Source organism: Acidocella sp. (assembly GCF_052326845.1).
Classification (GTDB): Bacteria; Pseudomonadota; Alphaproteobacteria; order Acetobacterales; family Acetobacteraceae; genus Acidocella.
Genome location: NZ_JBKQJR010000022.1, coordinates 1 through 18919, shown reverse-complemented (window position 1 = coordinate 18919; position 18919 = coordinate 1). Strand labels below are relative to the sequence as shown.

Below are 18919 nucleotides of genomic sequence, written 5' to 3'. Positions count from 1 at the left end.
GGTGAACAAGGTTGCGGAGCTGATCCCCAACAACCCCGCCAAGCCGGTGACGCTGAAGGAAGCCATAGACGGCGAGATCAAGCTGCGCGAACTGCGCGATTCCGATGAGGGCCTGGGGCGGCTTATGGAAATCGCGATGCAGATCGAGGGGCTGTACCGCCATGCCTCGACGCACGCGGCGGGCGTAGTGATCGGCGACCGGCCACTTGTCGAACTGGTGCCGCTCTATAAAGATCCACGCTCGGATCTGCTCGTCACGCAGTACTCGATGAAGTACGTGGAGCAGGCGGGGCTGGTGAAGTTCGACTTCCTGGGCCTCACCACGCTCACCATCATCGACCGCGCGCTGAAATTCCTGCGCCAGCAGGGGATCGAGCTGGATATTTCCAAGATCCCGCTGGACGACAAGAAGACTTACGAGATGATCGGCCGCGGTGACACGGCCGGTGTGTTTACATTCGAAACGGCTGGCTACCGCGCATCACTTCAGCAGATGCGCCCGGACAGGTTCGAGGACCTCGTCGCCATCCAGGCGCTCAACCGTCCCGGCCCGATGGCGAACATCCCCGATTACTGCGCCCGCAAGCGCGGCGACCCGTGGGAAGCGCCGGACCCGGCGATTCACCACATCCTGGCTGAGACTTACGGCATCATCGTGTACCAGGAGCAGGTGATGCAGATCGCCCAGGTGATGGCGGGCTACACGCTCGCCGGGGCGGATTTGCTCCGCCGCGCCATGGGCAAGAAGATCCGCGCCGAGATGGACGCGCAGCGCAAGATCTTCTGCGAGGGTGCCGAGAAGCAGGGTTTCACCGAGGCGAAGGCTAACGAGATCTTCGATCTTATGGCGAAATTCGCCGATTACGGCTTCAACAAATCACACGCCGCCGCCTACGCGCTGGTCTCGTACCAAACCGCTTACCTGCGCGCGAACCATACGGTGGCGTTGCTCGCGGCGTGCATGTCGCTCTCCATCACCAATACCGACAAGTTGGCGATTCTGCGCGGCGATGCGATGCGCTCGGGCATCAAGGTACTGCCACCGGACGTGAATAAATCCGGCGCGGACTTCCAGCCAGAGCCGCTGGAGGATGGCGGCTACGGCATCCGTTACGCGCTCGGCGCGATCAAGCGCGTGGGTGTCGGCGCGATGGAGGAACTGGCAAAGGCACGCGGCGGCAAGCCGTTCAAGGATATTTCTGATTTTGCCGCGCGTATCGATGCCAAGTCGCTGACCCGTGCGCAGATCGAAATCCTGGCCAAGGCCGGGGCGTTCGATACGCTGGAGAAAAATCGGGCAAAGATCTTTACTGCGGCGGAGACGGTCATGCGTACCGCGCAGGCCGGGGCGGAGGAGCGCAGCTCCGGGCAGATCGGCTTGTTCGGCGGTGGCGAGCCAGAGAAAATTCGCCTGCCGGACATCCCCGACTGGCCGGAGCTGGAGCGTCTGGCGAACGAGGCGGAGGCGATCGGTTTCCACGTTTCCGCGCATCCGCTGGACATGTACGCCCAGGCGCTCAAGCGGCTCGATGTCGTGCCCTCCGGGGCGATCCAGCGCCGGGCGGAAGCCGGCGCGTGCCGGATCAAGCTCGCCGGCACGCTGGGGGCGAAGAAGGAGCGCATCACCCGCACCGGCAGCCGCATGATGTGGGCGACACTCTCGGACATGCAGGGCAGTTTCGAGGTCACGCTGTTTTCGGAAGTCCTCAACCGCAGCCGCGAGATTCTGGAAGACGGCGTTGCCCTTCTGGTGACCGCTGACGTGAAGATGGAGGGCGAGGCCCTGCGCATCACCGCCTCCGATGTCAGCCTGCTCGACGCGGCGGCCGCTGATGCGGGGGCGGGGATGAAGATCTGGCTCGACCGCACCGAGGCGCTGCCGCATATCAAGTCGCTGCTGGAGCGCGAGGGCAGGGGCAAGGGCCGCGTGGTGCTGGTGCCCAAGACCGGGGTGGAGCGCAGCCTCGATATCTGGCTGCCCGGGGGTTACAATGTCTCGCCAAGACTGGCGCAGGCGATGAAACTCGTGCCGGGCGTGGAACTGGTTGAGGATGTATAACAAAGAAGCTTAGGATTTACGTTGGCTTTATGCCGGAATGCCGAAAATCGTCTCCTGGCTTTATGCGCTTCCGTCTAAGTATGCTTCGTCTTTTATGACGAGGTTCGCATGTCACAATATATCAATACGCCGGTGGCCAAGGCCATTGTGCAGCAAGAAAAAACCAATGAATTTCACCGCCATTTGCCGACGCGTCTGAGGCTGTTCGGCGCCGTCGCGGTAGTTTTTGTACTACTGTACGCGATTGGCGCCACGCTGCCGCATGATGCGGGTGCTGGCCAAGCAGGGCAGCTGCATGGTCATATTGTTTTCAGAGAATATGTGCCGCAGCCATAAGGATTGATAAACAGCACGGCGCTGCCGGTGCCGGAACGCAGACTTTGTGGCGGGGCGTAGCAAACCCTCTCCAGGCATTGTGAGTATCCGTCTAGAGCATTCAGCTTTTAGCTGAATGCTCTAGCTTTAAGTCTGAGCGTGCAATTTCATGCGTTTAGCTTGACCAGGCCGGTTCAAGCTCAACGCATGTTGCTCTAAACGCGGCCATTTTTTGTGGCGAGGTTAATATGTTAAAATATAGTAATAAGCCACCTCGGCGGCGGCAGGGAAAGCCGGTGGTCAAGGCCATCGCGCCGCAAAGAAAAGCTGAGGAATTTCATAGCAATTTTCGGGCAGGTGTGCGGATGGTCTACTCCGGCGTGGCGGTTTTTCTGGTGCTGCACGGGATCAATAGCGCGCTGCCGCAACCAGGGGCTGACGCGCAAGTCGGGGACATGTTGAATCTGTCTCCGGCGGTGGTTCCGCCTGGGGCGGTGGAGTCTGCGGTGCAGGCGCGGCTTGTTACCGATCCTTGGGCTAAGCCAGGTGCCGTCTGCGCGCTGGATGAATCCGTGATGCTGAAACCGGGCGGGGTGCTTACCACCATGGCGGTCCGGCCGGATGGAGTGATGCTGGCATGGAACGGCGGCGCCACGGCGCAGGGCGCGGCTGCGTGCCCGTCCTCCAGCCAGTTTCTGGTCTCGCGTAATGATTATCTGCAGCTGTACAAGATCGAACTGCCGAAGGGGCCGACGAATCCGCGCTGATCGTTTGCCTGCCTTGACGGCATCGCGCCGCGCGCGCTGATATCCCCTCCGCCAGGAGGTGATATGCCGCATTTCACACGTCGAACGTTTCTCGCCTCCACCGCCAGCCTCGCTTTGGCCGCCGCCGCGCGGGCCGAGGCTTACGTGCAGCCGGTGAATTTCGTGCCCGGCAGCGGCCCGCCGGTGGCTCCGATGCTGCCGGTGACGGAGACGCTGTGGGGGCATGAGGTCACCGACCGCTATCGCTGGATGGAGGCGCAAGGGCCGGAATGGCAGGCCTATATACGCGCCCAGGGGGAGTACGCCGCCAAGGTGCTGGCGGCAATTCCGGGGCGCGACGCCCTCGCCGGCGCGATCAGCAAGAACACCGGCGCCGTTGCCATGGTGATAAGCGTGCAGACGGGCGGGGAGGCAGTGTTCATCGAGCGCCGCCCAGCCGGGGCGAATACCTCGAAGCTGTTCATGCGTGACGGCGTGGCGGGTGCGGATACGCTGCTCATTGACCCGGACAACTACGCCAAACCCGGCGAGCATGCCGAGCTGGACTGGTGGCAGGCTTCGCCGGATGGCGCTTACGTCGTTTTCGGTATTTCCGGCGGCGGATCGGAACGCTCGGTGCTGCGCGTGCTGGACGTGGCGAAGAACACTGTCCTGCCCGAGACGATCGACCGCACCAACTGGGCCAGCCCGAGCTGGCTGCCGGATGGCTCGGGGTTCTGTTACAACCGGCTGCAGGATTTGCCGCCCGACAGCCTGGATTACGAGAAGAACAGCCTGTGTTGGCTGCACCGGTTGAATACCGACCCGGCCCAGGATGTGAAACTCTTTGGCCATGGCGTGGATGCGGCGGTGGCGGTGCAGGATATCGACGCACCGGGGATCGCCGCAACACCCGGGTCGCCGGTGGCCATCGGCGTGCTGGAAACCGGCGTGCAGAATGAGTTGACGCTCTACGCAGCGCCTCTGGCCGATGTGCTCGCCGGGCATCCGGCCTGGGCCAAGATCTGCGATCCAGCGGATGACGTGACCAGCTTCACCGTGAGCGGGGAGGAGATCTTCCTGCTCACGCACAAGCATGCCTCGCACTACAAGGTTCTGAAAGTTACAGCGGACAAGCCGCAGGTCGCCAATGCGGTGGAGGTTGTGCCGCAGAGCAAGGCGGTGATCCGCGCCATTGAGGCAGCGCAAGACGGGCTGTATATCCGCGAGCTCGATGCCGGGCTGGCGGGGCTGCGCCGCCTAGGGCCGGATGGCAAGATCACGCAAGTGGAGCTGCCGTTTCCCGGCGCCATCGACGAGGATTCGTTCTACGCCGACACGCTGCATGACGGCGCGTGGTTCGGCCTGGAGTCCTGGGTGCGGCCCCAAACCATTTGCCGCGCCGCCCCGGATGGCACGGTAACGCAGACGGATATCGCGCCTCTGCCGCCGATCGATGTTACGCCCTATGCCTCGGAGGAGGTGTTCACCACCGCGCGCGATGGGGTGGGCGTGCCGCTCTCCATCGTCTATCGCAACGGGCTGAAGCGGGACGGCTCCGCGCCGCTGCTGCTGGAGGCCTATGGCGCCTACGGCATCACGCTCGACCCGGTATTCATGGCGCGCTGGCTGCCGTTTCTCGATGCGGGCGGGGTGTTCGCCGTGGCGCATGTGCGCGGCGGCGGCGAGTTGGGCGAGGACTGGCACCTGGCCGGGCAGAAGGCGCAGAAATACCACACCTGGCAGGATGCCGAGGATTGCATGCTGCATCTCATCCAGGCCGGCTACACCACGCATCGCCGCGCCGCTGTCATCGGCGGGTCGGCCGGTGGCATTACCGTGGGGCGGCTGCTTACCGAGCGGCCAGATCTGGTGGCGGTGGCAATCGACATGGTTGGCGTGTCCGACGCGCTGCGCAGCGAGTTCTCGCCCAATGGCCCGCCGAACATTCCCGAGTTCGGCACCGTGAAGACCGAGCAGGGCTTCCACGACCTGCTGGCGATGGATGCCTGCCAGCATGTGCATGAGGGGGTGAAATACCCCTCCGTGCTGCTTACCACCGGGCTGAACGACCCGCGCGTATCCCCCTGGGAACCGTCGAAAATGGCGGCGCGGCTGCAGGCGGCCACGGCCTCGGGCAATCCGGTGCTGCTGCGGGTGGAGGCCGATGCCGGGCACGGAATCGGCTCCACCCGCGACCAGCGCGATCAGGAAACCGCGGACATCATGGCTTTTATTCTGTGGCGGACGGGGGATTCGCGCTACCAGCCAAGGGTTTGATGAAGTCACGCGACAGGGCGTGATACAGCGGCTCGCGCGCCACCAGCTTGGAGGCGGCAAACCCGAGCATGGAAGCCAGCATCAGCGGGATGACGTTGGCGTCGTTGCCGGTCATCTCCAGGATGATGACGAAGGCGGTCATTGGCGCCTGTACCACTCCGGCGAAATACCCGGCCATGCCGAGCACGGCGCCCAGGCTGGCGCCGCTGGCCCCGGCCATCCAGGCGCCGAGCCCCGCACCCACGGCCAGTGACGGCGCGAAGATGCCGCCCGGCAGGCCGGAAATGGCGGTGACCAGCGTGGCCGCGAACTTGGCCAGCCAGAAATCCCAGCCGGGGGCGTGGCCTTCCACCGCGGCGCGGGCCTGGGCGTAGCCAGTGCCGAAGGTGGCGCCATGCGTGGCCAGCCCCAGCAGCGCCACCACGATTCCGCAGGCAAGAGGAAAGGCGAAGCGCCGCTTGGCATCATCGGCGGCGACCCAGGCACGGGCAAACCGGCTGCCCTCCAGCATCAGCCGTGAGAAGCCTCCGCCCGCCAGCCCGCCCAGCGTGCCGCAGGCCACGGTGAGTCCCCAGTCCCATGGACGGACGACGGTGGCATGGGTGATGCCGAAATAGGTGTAGTTGCCGGTTAGCCCCAGCGAGACCAGGCCCGCGATGATAACGGTGGTCAGCACCAGCCCGTTGGTGCGGAATTCGAAGGAACGGCTCATTTCCTCGATAGCGAAGACCACGCCCGCGAGCGGCGCGTTGAACGCGGCGGCAATTCCGGCGGCGGAGCCCGCCAGGATCAGCCCGCCCTCATTGGCCAGGGACTCGATTCGCGACACCTGCAGCATCAGCGCCGCGCCGATCTGCACGGTGGGGCCCTCGCGCCCGACCGAGGCGCCGGTGAGCAGTCCGACCACGGTGAGGGCGATCTTGCCGAAGCAGATTTTCAGGGACAGCAGCCGTTTGAGCGCCATGCCGCGTGGCATCTGGCGGGCCGCGATGGCCTGCGGGATGCCGCTGCCCTGGGCGCCGGGGAAGAATTCGCGTGCCGCCCAGGTGCAGAACACGAACCCCGCCGGGGTGAGTAGCAGCGGCACCGCCCAGAAGGCGTGCCCCGCGGCAAGGAATGTTGCCTGCGCCCAATCCGCCAGCTGGGCGAAGACGATGCTGACGCCGCCCACCACCAGCGCGCCGACCCAGAACGCCAACCGGCGCGCCCATAACCGCCAAATTCGCCACAAACGGCGGCGCCATCTCTTTTCTTTGTCAGCCAAGCTCTTGCCTCTTTGCTCCAACGCCGCTAGTAAGCCCGCGTGGATATGGGCGCTTAGCTCAGCGGTAGAGCATCACCTTGACATGGTGGGGGTCACAGGTTCAATCCCTGTAGCGCCCACCATATCCACAAATAAATCAGACACTTATTGGCGTGTATGACATGGCTCGGGGTCAGCCCTGGAAGCCGTGCCCGTCGGTTCCTGGCACGGCTTCATCCAGATGGGTGAGCGCCTGTCCGTAATTGCCGTCGATAATCTGCTGGCAAAAGGTGAGCAGCCGGAGCGCGGCCGCGGCCGCGGCCTCGGCGGTTTGCGTGTCCGGCACACAGGCGCGTAAAGCCGGCGGAAATGCCGAGCGCAGGAAGGCCATGCTGGTGGCGAAGAACACGGGACGGACCCCGGCGCGAAGATGCGCTTTACCGATGTTCTCCTGCCGGCGGATGAAGTTCGGCCCGTAATCGCCGGCGAACAGGCTCTCCAGCCAGATCAGCTGTGTCCGCTTCAGGGTCTCCACACGTCCGGCGATGAGTGCCGCCATTTGCGGATCTGCCTCCAGCATCTGGTAGAGCCGCTCGGTCAGGCCCGGCAGGGCGTGGCGGATATAGGGCCAGATGCGGGTGACGAGAATCTGGTCGGCCTCGGTGAAGCCGATGGCTTTATACGGCGTCTCGGAGCTGCGTGCCGCGGGGGGCGGCGCGGCGGTGGACATATACGGCAGCAGGCGGGTGATGCTGGCGGCTGCATGGCCGGTGGCCATGAGCAGTGTTTCCAGGTGCACCGCCGGGCCGGCCAACGTGCAGAGCACAACCTGCGGCCCGGTACCGCGGAGCAGCACCTGGCCGATTTCGCCGATGAACATAAGCTGGTCCAGCCTGCCGCATTTCAGCGCGGCGGCGAGATCCATGCCGCATGGCAGGATCGCTGCCACCGTGGCGCTGATCCGCGACTCGTTGAAGTTTGGAGGCAGGCGGCAGGCAATGACCTGGCCATCCTCATGGATGACGGCGGCTCCCGCGATATTGGGCGTTTTGGTGACCAATCTTTCCAGCACGTCGTTCATGTGAATGTCGTGCACGTGGAACTCCTCTAAGAACCAATTGCTTCACCGTCTGACAAAAAAATTTCACCAAGCATTCGTTGGTGTGGTTTATTTTTTTGCGAATAGGCAATGATTATATTCGGGAGGATTGGTAGGCCCGAGTCCTCGCTATTGGCTGGCCCAGATGATGCGGTGCATCCAGAGGATGTCTCCCGCCGCGAAGCGCAGGTCCGGATAGGCCGGGTTCAGGCTCGCCAGTTCGATGCGCGAGGCCGTGCGGCGGACAAGCTGCTTGGCCATTACCGCGCCCTCGGTGGTGCGGGCCACCACGCGGTCGCCCACGCGCACCGGTGCGGCAGGGGAGACGACGATGGTATCGCCCTCCCGGTACACCGGTTCCATGGAGTCGCCGCTGATGGTCAGGGCGTAGGCGTTCGCATCCGCTGTGGCGGGCATTTCCACCTCGTCCCATCCCGCCCCGGCGGGGTAGCCGCCATCGTCGAAATAGCCTTCTGCCCCGGCCTGGGCCATGCCGATCAGCGGGATCTTGGTGCGGCCTTTGCGGCTTTCCGGCATGGCGCGCGCGCCGGTGACCAGGGCGGTGAACTCTTCCATCCCCGCGCCGGTGGCGGCAAGAATTTTCGCCAGGCTCTCGGTGGAGGGCCAGCGCAGCTTGCCATCGGCCGTGCGGCGCTTGGACATGTTGAAGCTGGTCGGATCCAGCCCGGCCTTGCGCGCCAGGCCGGAGGGGGAAAGCCCATGCTCCGCCGCCAGCGTGTCGATCGCGCGCCAGATGTCGTCGTGCCGCATGCCCATGCCGCCAATACTGTAATCTCAAAATCTTATCCGGTTTTGATAAGGTGGCCAAGGCGAAATAGGAATTTTGTCCGAATTTTTGGGATATAAACGCGTTAACGAAGCAGAAGGTTCTTGTTATGTTCCAGCTCTAGGAATATAAGCCTCTGAGTGTCTGCAGCCTTAGGTTTTTCAAAAAAGGAAAAACTCCATGGCTTTCTCGCTCCGCAACCTCTCGGTCCTCGCCTATGCCAACGGTTTCACGCTGTGGCACTATAAGGCGGGGAACGACAATTTCAGCCGCGCCGCCGAGGCCGGATATTTCGCCGATGCGGCGGATCTGTTGTGCGAGGGGGATATGGTGATGCTGAGCGGCACCGAGGGCGGGCGGATTGTCAGCGTAACCGGAGAGGGGCGGCGGATCGCCCTGGTGCCGTTGGCGTGAGAGTAGCGGGCAGGCCTGTCCAGCCTGCCCAAAGTGAGGTTCAGGCCTCGTAATTGTCCTGCACGAAGCGGTCCAGCAGCCGTACCCCGAACCCGGTGGCGCCTTTCGGCGTGATGGCGGAGTCCTTGGAAGCCCAGGCCGTGCCGGCGATGTCCAGATGCGCCTGGGCTTGCCGTTGACGAAGCGTTGCAGGAACTGAGCGGCGGTGATGGAGCCGCCGGCCCGCCCGCCACCGATATTCTTCACATCGGCGATGGGGGAGTTCAGCTCCTTGTCGTAGCTCTCGCCAAGCGCCACCAGCGGCATACGCCAGAGTTTTTCTCCCACCGTCTCGCCCGCCGCAGTCAGCTTGGCGGTCAGCTCGCCGTCATTGCTGAACAGACCGGCATATTCATGCCCGAGCCCGACGATGATGGCGCCGGTCAGGGTGGCCAGGTCGACCATCAGCTTCGGCGCGAAGCGGGACTGCGCGTAATACAGCACATCCGCCAGCACGAGGCGGCCTTCAGCGTCGGTGTTCAGGATCTCGATGGTCTGGCCGGAATAGCTCTTCACCACGTCGCCCGGGCGGGTGGCGGTGCCCGACGGCATGTTCTCCACCAGCCCGACCAGCCCGACGGCATCCACCTTCGCCTTGCGCCCGGCCAGTGCGGCCATCAGCCCCACCACAGTACCGGCGCCGGCCATGTCCCACTTCATGTCCTCCATGCCCGCGGCGGGCTTGATCGAGATGCCGCCCGTGTCGAAGGTCACGCCCTTGCCGACGAAGACGATAGGGTCTTTCGGCTTTTTCTGCTTCTTGCCGTCGTCATGGCCCGAGGCGCCAAGCCAATGCAGCACCACCATGCGCGCCGGGCGGGCGCTGCCCTGGGCCACGGCGAGCAGCGAGCCGAAGCCGAGCTTCTTCAGGTCGTCCTCGTCGAACACCTCGACTTTCAGCCCCAGCTTCTTCAACTCCTCCGTGCGCTCGGCGAATTCCGCCGGGTAGAGCGTGTTGGCGGGCTCGGTTACCAGGTCGCGGGTGAATTCCACGCCATGCGCCAGGGCCTCGAGTTGCTCGTAGGCGGCCTCGGCCTTGCGCGGCTCAGGCGTGAGGATGGTGAGGTGGCGCAGCTTCTGCTTCTCATCGTCCTTCTGCGTGGTGCGGTATTTGTCGAACCGGTAGGCGCGCAGCCGGGCGCCGAAGCCGATGGCGGCCGCCTGCTCGGGCGAGAACGCCTCGGCCAGCACGGCGGCTTCGCTCTCGCGCGGTAACGCGGCGGCGATGGCTCCGCCCAGCTCTTCCGCGCCGCGCGGGGCATCCGCCTTGCCGGTGCCCAGCACCAGCACCCGCTTGAAGCCCTTCGGCGCCAGCAGGTTGGCTTGGTTGCCCTTCTTGCCCTTGAACTCCGCTGCTTCCAGCGCGCGGGTCAGCCCGCCGTCGAGCGCCTTGTCCAGTGCTGCGGCATGGCCAGCAGGGGCAGCGTCCTCGGCCAAGGGCAGCACCAAAACACCGGATTTCGGCAGTTCGGGCTTCGCGAAAGAGATTTCCAACATTGCGTGTTCCTCTGTCATCGTCTGGTCACAACCATAACAAACCGGCGTGGCTTGGCCAGAGCCGGGGGCGGGGCTACAGGGGAGCTATGCGGGAATTGTTGAACCTGGCCGTGCGGCTGGTGGAAGAGGCGGCTGCCGTGATCACGGCGGTGCGGGCGGCGGGTTTCGCCGTGGATGCCAAGGCCGACGCGACGCCGGTGACCGTGGCGGATATGCGCGCCGAGGCGCTGATCGTGGCCGGGCTGCGTGCCGCAGCACCTGAGATTCCGGTGATTGCCGAGGAAGAGGTGGCGGCGGGTCGTATCACCGCGCCATCTGCCCGCTACTGGCTGGTGGACCCGCTGGACGGCACGCGGGAATTCGCCGCCGGGCGCGATGAATTCGCGGTGAATATCGGGCTCATCGAGCATGGCGCGCCGGTGCTGGGCGCGGTTGCCTCACCGGCCTTGGCTGAGGTGCATTTCGGCATCGTCGGCCAGGGCGCCTGGCGGCGCCGGGGCGGGGTGGAGGAGCATATCGCCGCCCGCCGCGCTCCGCCCGAGGGGCTGACGGTGATGGCCTCCCGGCATTATGCCGACGATCCGCGCCTTGCCGCGTTCCTGGCCGGGTACAAGATCGCCTCGCTCACCAATATAGGCTCGGCGCTGAAATTCCTGCGCCTGGCCGAAGGGGCTGCGGATTTCTACCCCCGCCTGGGCCGTACCATGGAGTGGGACACGGCGGCCCCGCAGGCGGTGCTGGAGGCGGCGGGGGGCTGCGTGCTCACGCATGATGGCGCGCCCCTGCGCTATGGCAAGCCAGGCTGGGAGAACCCGGACTTCTTTGCCTGGGGATTGCGCTAATCCTGCCGCATTGCCGCCTTGGTGCGGGCGGAGCATGATTCCTGTGATGACAAAGCTTCTTATCGCTCCCCTGGTTCTCGGCTTGGCCCTCACTGGCTGTGTTTACGGCGGCGAGGGTTATTATGGCAGTGGCGGGTATTATGGCGGTGGTGGCTATTACACCGCGCCGGAGCCCGCCTATGGCGGCGTGTACATTGGCGGCGGTGGCGGCGGTTGGCACGACCATGACCACGAAGATGACCATGACCACGGCGGTGGCTGGCAGGGGCATCAAGGCGGCGGATACCAGCAGGGCGGCGGTCACCAGCAGCCGCAGGGTGGTGGCTGGCAAGGCCATCAGCAACCGCAGCGCCAGCAAAGCGGCGGCTGGCAGGGGCACCAGCAACCGCAGGGCGGGGGTGAAGGGCAGCATCCCGCGCCGCAACATAATGACGGCCAGGGGCATAATAGTGGCGGACAGCAGCCGTGGCAGCACGGCTAACCGCCTCCGGCTAGTAATTAATAATATGCACTGATTTCAGGCACCGCCCTTTTGGCAGGGGCGGTGTTTTTCTATGGCTCAGGCCGCTTCCTGGCGCGCGCCGCGTACGCCGTCCGACAGCGCCTTCACGTCGCGCAGCACGGCATCCACGTTTTCCCGGCACAGCGTTTCGATCAGAGCCGAGGCGACAATCGCCGCGTCCGCATGCTGCGCCACCACCGCCGCCTGTTCCGGCGTGCGCACGCCAAAGCCCACCGCGATGGGCAGGTCCGTCGCGGCGCGGATGCGCGGGATGTCACGCGCGAGATCAGCCGCCGAGGCCGTGCGCGTGCCGGTGATCCCGGTAATGCTGACGTAATAGACAAAGCCCGAAGACCCCGCGAGCACCAGCGGCAGGCGCTCATCGCTCGTCGTCGGCGCGACCAGCCGGATCACGTCCAGCGCGTTCTTCGCCGCATCGGGCAGCAGCAGATCGGCCTCCTCGGTGGGCAGATCGACCACGATCAGCCCGTCCACGCCGACCTTCGCCGCGTCTTCGCAGAATTTTTCCACGCCATAGGAGAGGATGGGGTTGAGGTAGCCCATCATCACCAGCGGGGTGTGGTTGTTGGTGCGGCGGAATTCCTCGACCAGCCCGAGCACGCCGTGCAGGCTGGCACCTGCCAGCAGCCCGCGCCGCCCGGCGGCCTGGATGGTCGGGCCGTCCGCCATCGGGTCGGTGAAGGGCATGCCGATCTCGATGATATCTGCGCCGTTCGCGGCCATGCCGCGCAGCAGCGTCAGCGAGGTTTCGCGGTTCGGGTCATACGCCTCGACAAACGGGATCAGCGCCGCGCGGCCCTGGGTTTTCAGCGCGGCAAAAACGCCAGCGATGCGGCTCATAGTTCGACTCCCAGATGCTTCGCGACGGCGAAAATATCCTTGTCTCCACGGCCGCAGAGATTCATCAGGATGATCTCATCCTTGCCCATTTGCGGCGCGATCTTGCTCACATGCGCGAGCGCGTGGCTCGGCTCCAGCGCGGGGATGATGCCCTCGGTGCAGGTGCAGAGCTGGAAGGCGGCCAGGGCTTCCTTATCCGTCGCCGCCACGTATTCTACGCGGCCGATATCGTGCAGCCAGGAATGCTCCGGCCCGATCCCGGGGTAATCGAGCCCCGCCGAAATCGAGTGCGCTTCGAGGATCTGGCCGTCATCGTTCTGCAGCAGATAGGTGCGGTTGCCGTGCAGCACGCCGGGGCGGCCACGGCTCAGGCTCGCCGCGTGTTCGTTGCTATCCAGCCCATGGCCCGCGGCTTCCACGCCGATCAGGCGCACGGAGGCATCGTCCAGGAACGGGTGGAACAGGCCGATGGCGTTGGAGCCGCCGCCGATCGCCGCCACCGCCACATCCGGCAGGCGGCCCTCGGCCTCCAGCATCTGCGCCTTGGCCTCAACGCCGATCACGCACTGGAAGTCCCGCACCATGGCGGGGTAGGGGTGCGGCCCGGCGGCGGTGCCGATGATGTAGAACGTGTCGCGCACATTCGCGACCCAGTCGCGCATGGCGTCGTTCATCGCGTCCTTCAGCGTCGCGGCGCCGGAGCTGACCGGCACCACCTCGGCGCCCAGCAGCTTCATGCGGAACACGTTTGGCTTCTGCCGCTCCACGTCCACGGCACCCATGTACACGGTGCAGGGCAGACCGAACAAAGCGCACACGGTCGCGGTGGCCACGCCATGCTGCCCGGCGCCGGTCTCGGCGATGATGCGCGTCTTGCCCATGCGCTTGGCCAGCAGGATCTGGCCCAGGCAATTGTTGATCTTGTGCGCGCCGGTATGGTTCAGCTCGTCGCGCTTGAAATAGATTTTCGCGCCGCCCAGCTCGCGGGTCAGGCGCTCGGCATGCCACAGCGCGCTCGGCCGCCCCACATAATGCTTCAGGTAATAATCCAGCTCGGCCTGGAAGGACGGGTCGGCCTTCGCCGCCTCGTAAGCGGCTTCCAGCTCCAGGATCAGCGGCATCAGCGTTTCCGCGACAAACCGTCCGCCGAATTCGCCGAAACGGCCGCGCTGATCAGGGCCGTTGCGCAATGTGTTGGGGGGTACCGTGCTCATTGTGCGGCTTTAGCTGAAGGATGCGGCGGGATAAAGGCCGGGGCTGCCCTCGGCCTCCGGTAAAATCAACCCCGGAACAGCCGCGCGGCAAGCATGTAGCTGATCCCGGTGCTGAGAAAATTCACGCCCAGGATAACGCCGAGTACGATCGCCGAAATCGCCGGCCAGCCGATGGCGATCAGGCAGGCCAGCAAGATGCTGATAATGCCCGAGATCAACATTCCCACCCAGCCGGGCAGCGGTTCCATCTCGAAGGCGAAGAACAGCTCGAACGCCCCCTGGAACACGAAGATCACGCCCAGCAGCAGGGTCAGCGCCACCGCCCCGGCGAGCGGGTTGAACAGCAGGAACAGCCCGGAGGCCAAGCAAAGCAGGCTGAAAAGCAGCGCGGCGAAAAACGGCCCCGTGCCGCGGATCGAGAAGCAGCAGACAAAAGCGACGATCCCGGAAAACAGCAGCGCCCAGCCGACAAGAACCGCCGCCACCAGGGTGGAGAAAATGGGGAACAAAATCGCGGCGACACCCAGCGCCGCCAGGGCCAAGCCAACCCAGAACAGCCCGTTCGAGGCTCCCCGCAACCGGCCATGAAAAATGGACTTGTTTGTGTCTGTGTTCATTAGCGGCGTGCCTCTCTGTTTGTATTCAGGACCTAAGCAGGTCCTGAATACGTAAGGTGAGGCAGGCTGTCGTTGATGCCCGTCAAACCGGGCTGTTGGCTTTAGGCGCCCTGCGGACGCTCGAAGGCATCCTTGCCGTCGAAGCGCTGCAGCTTCTCGATATGCATCCAGGTGAACTTGGCGCCGAGGCGCTGCACCAGATAGCTGATCTCCGGCTGGCCGCTGCTCGTGGAGTCGGTCAGGGAGATCGGGTTCTTGAACATGAAGCGGCAGGCGAAGTGGTCCACCAGGAAGGTGAAGCCGCCCGTGGGGGGATAGACCTGCACGCCGCGGTTGGAGATGCCGGACAGGGTGAAGGGGCTGTCCTGCGCGATGGCTTCCAGCGTCTTGCCCAGTTCTTCCGAACCGAGATCGGTCTCCAGGAACACGTCGATGCCGACCAGCTCGCGGGTCGTGGGCTCGGTATGGGCGGTCAGCTCCGGCCAGGTCTTCAGCTCGAACTTGTTGTAGGTGCGGGACTTCATCGCCGAGAAACGGCCCAGATTGGCGATGACCTGGTCGGTGAAGGCCGCGGTGCCGACGCCATGGCCGCGCGGGGCGAGGTCGCCGGTGAGGTTCTTGCCCTCGGCCAGGGTGATGAACAGCGCCTGCTCCACCTTCTCGGCCACATCGAAGGCGGCGATATGGCGCAGCAGCATGATCGCGGCGGAGAGCAGCGCGGTGGGGTTGGCCAGGCCCTTGCCGGCGATGTCCGGCGCGGAGCCATGCACGGCCTCGAACATCGCCGCATGGTCGCCCAGGTTGGAGGAGGGGGCGATGCCCAGGCCGCCGACGAGACCCGCCGCGAGGTCGGAGATGATGTCGCCGTTCATGTTGGAGGTGACGATGACGTCGAACGCCTCCGGCTTGATGACGAGCTGGTGGGCGCAGTTGTCGATGATGATGTGCTCAGGCTTGATGTCCGGGAATTCCGGGGCGACCTTCTCGCCCATGCGCTTCATCATGCCCTCGGTGAGCTTCATGATGTTCGCCTTGGTGGCGACCGTCACCTTCTTGCGCTCTTCCGCCTGGGCCAGGCCGTAGGCGGCGCGGATGATGCGCTCGCAGCCCGGGGCGGTCATCAGCTTGAGGCACTGGGCGACGGTGGTGGTCTGCATATGCTCGATGCCGGCATACACGTCCTCCACGTTCTCGCGCACGATCACCATGTCGATCCCGCGCCCCGAGAACGGGGTGGTGATGCCGGGGAGCTCACGCACGGGGCGGATATTGGCGTAGAGCTCGAAATATTTGCGCATCGTCACGTTGGCGGACTTGCCGCCAAAGCCCACCGGGGTCTCCAGCGGGCTCTTCAGCGCCAGCTTGTTGCGGGAGATGCTGTCCAGCGTCTCCCGCGGCACACCCGTAACGATACCCTTCTTGAAGGCTTCAGCGCCGGCTTCGGCATATTCCCAGTCGATGGGGGCGCCGGCGGCGTCCAGGATGCGGATGGTGGCGGCCATCACTTCGGGGCCGATGCCGTCCCCCGGCAAAGCTGTGACTTTGATCTTCGGGCTCGTCGCGGCATTGGCGTTCATGATGTAACATCCTGCTCTGTTGATGGCGTCGGCCTTATACCCCGCTCCAGAGGCACGGCATATACGGCATAGGCAGACCGGGTATTGGTTTTAAGCGCCCCTCAAGGCCGTGAGGGGCGCTAATGGGCCTTGCCCCAGTTCTTGCCGATGCCGGTTTCCACCACCAGCGGAACGGATAGTTCGGCGGACCCCTGCATCACTTTTTGCGCCAGGGCGGCAGCGGCCTCGGTTTCCTCGTCTGGGGCCTCGAACAGCAATTCGTCATGCACCTGCAAGATCAGCCGCGTCCTCAGCCCGGCTTCGCGCAGGGCTGCCGGCAGCTTCACCATGGCGTGCTTGATGATGTCCGCGCCACCGCCCTGCAATGGCGCATTGATCGCCTGCCGTTCGGCATAGGCGCGTAAGGACGGGATCTTGTCCTTGATCCGGGGCACCCAGCAGCGCCGCCCGAAAGGGGTGAGCACGAAGCCGTGCGCACGCGCCTGCTCCTTCGTCTCGTCCATGTAGGAGCGGATTTCCGGATAGCGCTTGAAATAGGCGTCGATATACACGCGCGCCTCGCCGGGCGAGATGCCGAGCTGCCGCGCCAGGCCGAAGGCGGAAATGCCGTAGATGATGCCGAAATTGATCGCCTTCGCGCGGCGGCGGGTTGTGGAGTCCATGCCCGCCATCGGCACGCCGAACACCTCGGAGGCGGTGCGGGCGTGGATGTCCTCGCCTTTCGCAAAGCTGTCCTTCAGCGCTGGAATATTGGCCACATGCGCTAGCAGGCGAAGTTCGATCTGCGAGTAGTCGGCCGAGATCAGGCTGCAGCCCGGCGCTGCAATGAAGGTCTTGCGGATGCGCGCACCTTCCTGCGTTCTTATGGGTATGTTCTGCAGGTTCGGGTCGGTGGAGGAGAGCCGCCCGGTGGTGGTCGCCGCCATCTGGAAGCTGGTATGCACCCGGCCCGTGCGCGGGTCGATTTGCCCGATCAGCGCATCCGCGTAGGTGCTCTTCAGCTTGGCTAGCTGGCGCCAGTCCATCACGCGCTGCGCGATCTCTATGCCCTGTTCGGCCAGAGTTTCCAGCACCGAGGAGTCCGTGCCCCAGGCGCCGGTCTTGCCTTTTTTGCCGCCTGGCAGCTTCATCGTCTCGAACAGGATCTCGCCGAGCTGCTTCGGGCTGCCGACATTGAAGCTCTGCCCCGCGAGGCGGTGGATATCCGTTTCGATCTCGGCCATCCGGCCTTCGAACTCGGTGGACATGGCGGCGAGGTCGTCGCGGTCCACCATCACGCCGTACTCTTCCATGTCGGCCAGCACGGGGATCAGCCGTTTCTCCACCAGCTCGTACAGCGCCAGGGATTTATGCACGCGCAGCATCGGCTTCAGGTTTTGCCAGAGCCGGAGCGAAACATCGGCGGCCTCTGCGGCAAAGGCCACCGCCTTGTCCAGCGGGGCGTTGGCAAAGGCCAGCCGGCCGCGTCCGCTGCCCGTTACGGAGTCCGCATCCTTCAGCGTGTGGTTCAGATGCACGCGCGCCAGCGTCGCTGCGTCATGCGCGAAATTCCCCGCATCCTGGGCGTAGGAGATCAGCATCACATCGTCGAGCGGCGAGATCTCGGCCAGCCCGGCGCGGTGCAAAACTTCCAGGCTGTACTTGGCGTCGTGGAAAATTTTCAGCACGCCGGGGGCGGCGAGAAGTGGTGCCAGGACCGAAATGGCTTCGGCCAGCGTTATCTGCGGCGCGTCATCCAGCGTGAGGTTATGGGCCAGCGGCAGATACGCCGCCTCGCCCGAAGCCGTGGCGAGGCCCAGCCCCACGATGTTGCCGTGCAGCGAGGCTGGGTTGTCCGTTTGGACGGAAATCGCCAGCAGCCCGGTCGCCCGCGCCTGGGCACAGACGGCTTCCAGCGCCTCGCGCGAGGTGATGGCCGCATAGGGGCCGAATGGGGCGGCGCTGATGGGCGGCGGTGCGTCCTCGGTCTCCTCGCCCTCCAGCCCCAGCCGGTGGCGCAGGCTTTTGAAATTGTTTTCTGATAGAAACGCGCGCAGCACCGCCGGGTCCCAGGCTGTTACAGCGAAGCTCTCCAGCGGGGTGGGCATGGGCGCGTCGTAGCGCAGCGTCACCAGCTCCTTGGAAATCCGCGCCTTGTCCGCGTGTTCGATCAGCGCATCGCGCCGCTTGCTGGGCTTCATCGCGGGTGCTGCCTCCAGCACCGCCTCCAGCGTGCCGTATTCGCTGATCAGCGCCGCCGCACCCTTGGGCCCAATGCCCGGCACGCCCGGCACATTATCCGTCGAGTCGCCGATCAGCGCCTGCACCTCGACCACCTTCTCCGGCGGCACGCCGAATTTGGCTTCCACCTCGGCCAGGCCGATAGCGGTGTTCTTCATCGGGTCGAGCATTTCCACGCCGGGGCGGAGCAGCTGCATCAGGTCCTTGTCGGAGGAGACGATCACCGCCTCGCCCCCGGCCTCCACGGCGGCCTTGGCATAGGCGGCGATCAAATCGTCCGCCTCCCAGTCCTGCAGCTCGATGGCGGGCACGCCGAAGGCGCGCGTCGCCTCGCGGATCAGCGCGAATTGCGGCACCAGCTCCGGCGGCGGCTCAGGCCGGTGGGCCTTGTATTCACCGTACAGCCGATTGCGGAATGTATGCCGCCCGGCATCGAACACCACGGCGATATGCGAGCCGGTATGCTCCTTCAACAGCCGTGCCAGCATGTTGCAGAAGCCGAACACGGCGTTCACATGCACCCCGTCGGCGCGTGTCATATCGGGAAGGGCGTGGAAGGCCCGGAAGATGAAGCCCGAGCCGTCGACGAGGACGAGCCTCAATGGCT

Annotated in this window: 15 protein-coding genes, 1 tRNA gene and 1 pseudogene; 8 read left to right on the top strand and 9 right to left on the bottom strand. The window is 64.9% G+C overall.

The genetic code is table 11. The features are described 5' to 3' along the window. The 4 genes from dnaE to ACLPJJ_RS01575 form a co-directional block, all read left to right on the top strand. On the top strand, positions 1 to 2059 hold a 2059-nt coding region (gene dnaE / locus ACLPJJ_RS01590), incomplete at its 5' end, for a DNA polymerase III subunit alpha (RefSeq protein WP_443588990.1). A 108-nt stretch (positions 2060 to 2167) separates the two neighbouring features. Continuing rightward, positions 2168 to 2395 carry a hypothetical protein gene (locus tag ACLPJJ_RS01585; protein WP_443588989.1) on the top strand — a complete coding sequence of 76 codons (228 nt, stop codon included), beginning with the start codon at positions 2168 to 2170 and terminating at the stop codon, positions 2393 to 2395. Between the two features lie 344 nt (positions 2396 to 2739). Then, positions 2740 to 3141 (top strand): hypothetical protein, encoded by a 402-nt coding sequence (locus tag ACLPJJ_RS01580; RefSeq protein WP_443588988.1) that lies wholly within the window; start codon positions 2740 to 2742, stop codon positions 3139 to 3141. 63 nt (positions 3142 to 3204) lie between these two features. Continuing rightward, positions 3205 to 5400 carry a prolyl oligopeptidase family serine peptidase gene (locus ACLPJJ_RS01575; protein WP_443588986.1) on the top strand — a complete coding sequence of 732 codons (2196 nt, stop codon included), beginning with the start codon at positions 3205 to 3207 and terminating at the stop codon, positions 5398 to 5400. On the opposite strand, the gene ACLPJJ_RS01570 is transcribed toward ACLPJJ_RS01575, so the two are convergent. After that, positions 5354 to 6598: a chloride channel protein gene (locus tag ACLPJJ_RS01570; RefSeq protein ID WP_443588984.1), complete on the bottom strand. Its 1245-nt coding sequence runs from the start codon at positions 6596 to 6598 to the stop codon at positions 5354 to 5356. The two genes, ACLPJJ_RS01575 and ACLPJJ_RS01570, sit on opposite strands and share 47 nt — an antisense overlap. A gap of 113 nt (positions 6599 to 6711) precedes the next feature. Here ACLPJJ_RS01570 and ACLPJJ_RS01565 point away from each other — a divergent pair. Further along, positions 6712 to 6786 (top strand) — tRNA-Val (locus ACLPJJ_RS01565). A 50-nt stretch (positions 6787 to 6836) separates the two neighbouring features. On the opposite strand, the gene ACLPJJ_RS01560 is transcribed toward ACLPJJ_RS01565, so the two are convergent. Beyond that, the gene (locus ACLPJJ_RS01560) at positions 6837 to 7739 is read right to left on the bottom strand and encodes a protoglobin domain-containing protein (protein ID WP_443588983.1); all 903 of its coding nucleotides are present in this window, start codon (positions 7737 to 7739) and stop codon (positions 6837 to 6839) included. A gap of 132 nt (positions 7740 to 7871) precedes the next feature. Continuing rightward, positions 7872 to 8513: a S24 family peptidase gene (locus tag ACLPJJ_RS01555; protein WP_443588982.1), complete on the bottom strand. Its 642-nt coding sequence runs from the start codon at positions 8511 to 8513 to the stop codon at positions 7872 to 7874. Positions 8514 to 8709: 196 nt separating this feature from the next. Here ACLPJJ_RS01555 and ACLPJJ_RS01550 point away from each other — a divergent pair, with 196 nt between their 5' ends. Then, positions 8710 to 8943, top strand: coding sequence for a hypothetical protein (locus ACLPJJ_RS01550; RefSeq protein ID WP_443588981.1), 234 nt, complete (start codon positions 8710 to 8712; stop codon positions 8941 to 8943). Between the two features lie 40 nt (positions 8944 to 8983). On the opposite strand, the pseudogene ACLPJJ_RS01545 reads toward ACLPJJ_RS01550, so the two are convergent. After that, positions 8984 to 10479, bottom strand: a pseudogene (locus ACLPJJ_RS01545) (leucyl aminopeptidase). Between the two features lie 86 nt (positions 10480 to 10565). Between ACLPJJ_RS01545 and cysQ the strand changes: the two are divergent. Beyond that, the gene (cysQ, locus tag ACLPJJ_RS01540) at positions 10566 to 11321 is read left to right on the top strand and encodes a 3'(2'),5'-bisphosphate nucleotidase CysQ (protein WP_443588980.1); all 756 of its coding nucleotides are present in this window, start codon (positions 10566 to 10568) and stop codon (positions 11319 to 11321) included. Positions 11322 to 11367: 46 nt separating this feature from the next. After that, positions 11368 to 11802, top strand: coding sequence for a hypothetical protein (locus ACLPJJ_RS01535; protein ID WP_443588979.1), 435 nt, complete (start codon positions 11368 to 11370; stop codon positions 11800 to 11802). A 78-nt stretch (positions 11803 to 11880) separates the two neighbouring features. Here ACLPJJ_RS01535 and trpA read toward each other — a convergent pair whose 3' ends face one another. From trpA to polA, 5 genes are all read right to left on the bottom strand, one after another. After that, the gene (trpA, locus tag ACLPJJ_RS01530; RefSeq protein ID WP_443588978.1) at positions 11881 to 12684 is read right to left on the bottom strand and encodes a tryptophan synthase subunit alpha; all 804 of its coding nucleotides are present in this window, start codon (positions 12682 to 12684) and stop codon (positions 11881 to 11883) included. Continuing rightward, entirely contained in the window at positions 12681 to 13898 is a 1218-nt protein-coding gene (trpB, locus tag ACLPJJ_RS01525) for a tryptophan synthase subunit beta (protein ID WP_443588977.1), read from the bottom strand. Before trpB ends, trpA begins: the two co-directional genes overlap by 4 nt. A gap of 65 nt (positions 13899 to 13963) precedes the next feature. Beyond that, positions 13964 to 14515 carry an HdeD family acid-resistance protein gene (locus tag ACLPJJ_RS01520; protein ID WP_443588976.1) on the bottom strand — a complete coding sequence of 184 codons (552 nt, stop codon included), beginning with the start codon at positions 14513 to 14515 and terminating at the stop codon, positions 13964 to 13966. Positions 14516 to 14616: 101 nt separating this feature from the next. Next, positions 14617 to 16092 carry an NADP-dependent isocitrate dehydrogenase gene (locus ACLPJJ_RS01515; protein WP_443588974.1) on the bottom strand — a complete coding sequence of 492 codons (1476 nt, stop codon included), beginning with the start codon at positions 16090 to 16092 and terminating at the stop codon, positions 14617 to 14619. Between the two features lie 119 nt (positions 16093 to 16211). Further along, positions 16212 to 18914, bottom strand: a complete 2703-nt coding sequence (gene polA / locus ACLPJJ_RS01510) for a DNA polymerase I (protein WP_443588991.1) — start codon at positions 18912 to 18914, stop codon at positions 16212 to 16214. Between the last annotated feature and the right edge of the window lie 5 nt (positions 18915 to 18919).

What these genes read in the sequence shown, in the direction of transcription:
- ACLPJJ_RS01585 (WP_443588989.1), top strand. Translation starts at nt 2,168, where the DNA reads ATGTCACAATATATCAATACGCCGGTGGCCAAGGCCATTGTGCAGCAA.
- ACLPJJ_RS01580 (WP_443588988.1), top strand. Translation starts at nt 2,740, where the DNA reads ATGGTCTACTCCGGCGTGGCGGTTTTTCTGGTGCTGCACGGGATCAAT.
- ACLPJJ_RS01575 (WP_443588986.1), top strand. Translation starts at nt 3,205, where the DNA reads ATGCCGCATTTCACACGTCGAACGTTTCTCGCCTCCACCGCCAGCCTC.
- ACLPJJ_RS01555 (WP_443588982.1), bottom strand. Translation starts at nt 8,513, where the DNA reads ATGCGGCACGACGACATCTGGCGCGCGATCGACACGCTGGCGGCGGAG.
- ACLPJJ_RS01550 (WP_443588981.1), top strand. Translation starts at nt 8,710, where the DNA reads ATGGCTTTCTCGCTCCGCAACCTCTCGGTCCTCGCCTATGCCAACGGT.
- cysQ (WP_443588980.1), top strand. Translation starts at nt 10,566, where the DNA reads ATGCGGGAATTGTTGAACCTGGCCGTGCGGCTGGTGGAAGAGGCGGCT.
- ACLPJJ_RS01535 (WP_443588979.1), top strand. Translation starts at nt 11,368, where the DNA reads ATGACAAAGCTTCTTATCGCTCCCCTGGTTCTCGGCTTGGCCCTCACT.
- trpA (WP_443588978.1), bottom strand. Translation starts at nt 12,684, where the DNA reads ATGAGCCGCATCGCTGGCGTTTTTGCCGCGCTGAAAACCCAGGGCCGC.
- trpB (WP_443588977.1), bottom strand. Translation starts at nt 13,898, where the DNA reads ATGAGCACGGTACCCCCCAACACATTGCGCAACGGCCCTGATCAGCGC.
- ACLPJJ_RS01520 (WP_443588976.1), bottom strand. Translation starts at nt 14,515, where the DNA reads ATGAACACAGACACAAACAAGTCCATTTTTCATGGCCGGTTGCGGGGA.
- ACLPJJ_RS01515 (WP_443588974.1), bottom strand. Translation starts at nt 16,092, where the DNA reads ATGAACGCCAATGCCGCGACGAGCCCGAAGATCAAAGTCACAGCTTTG.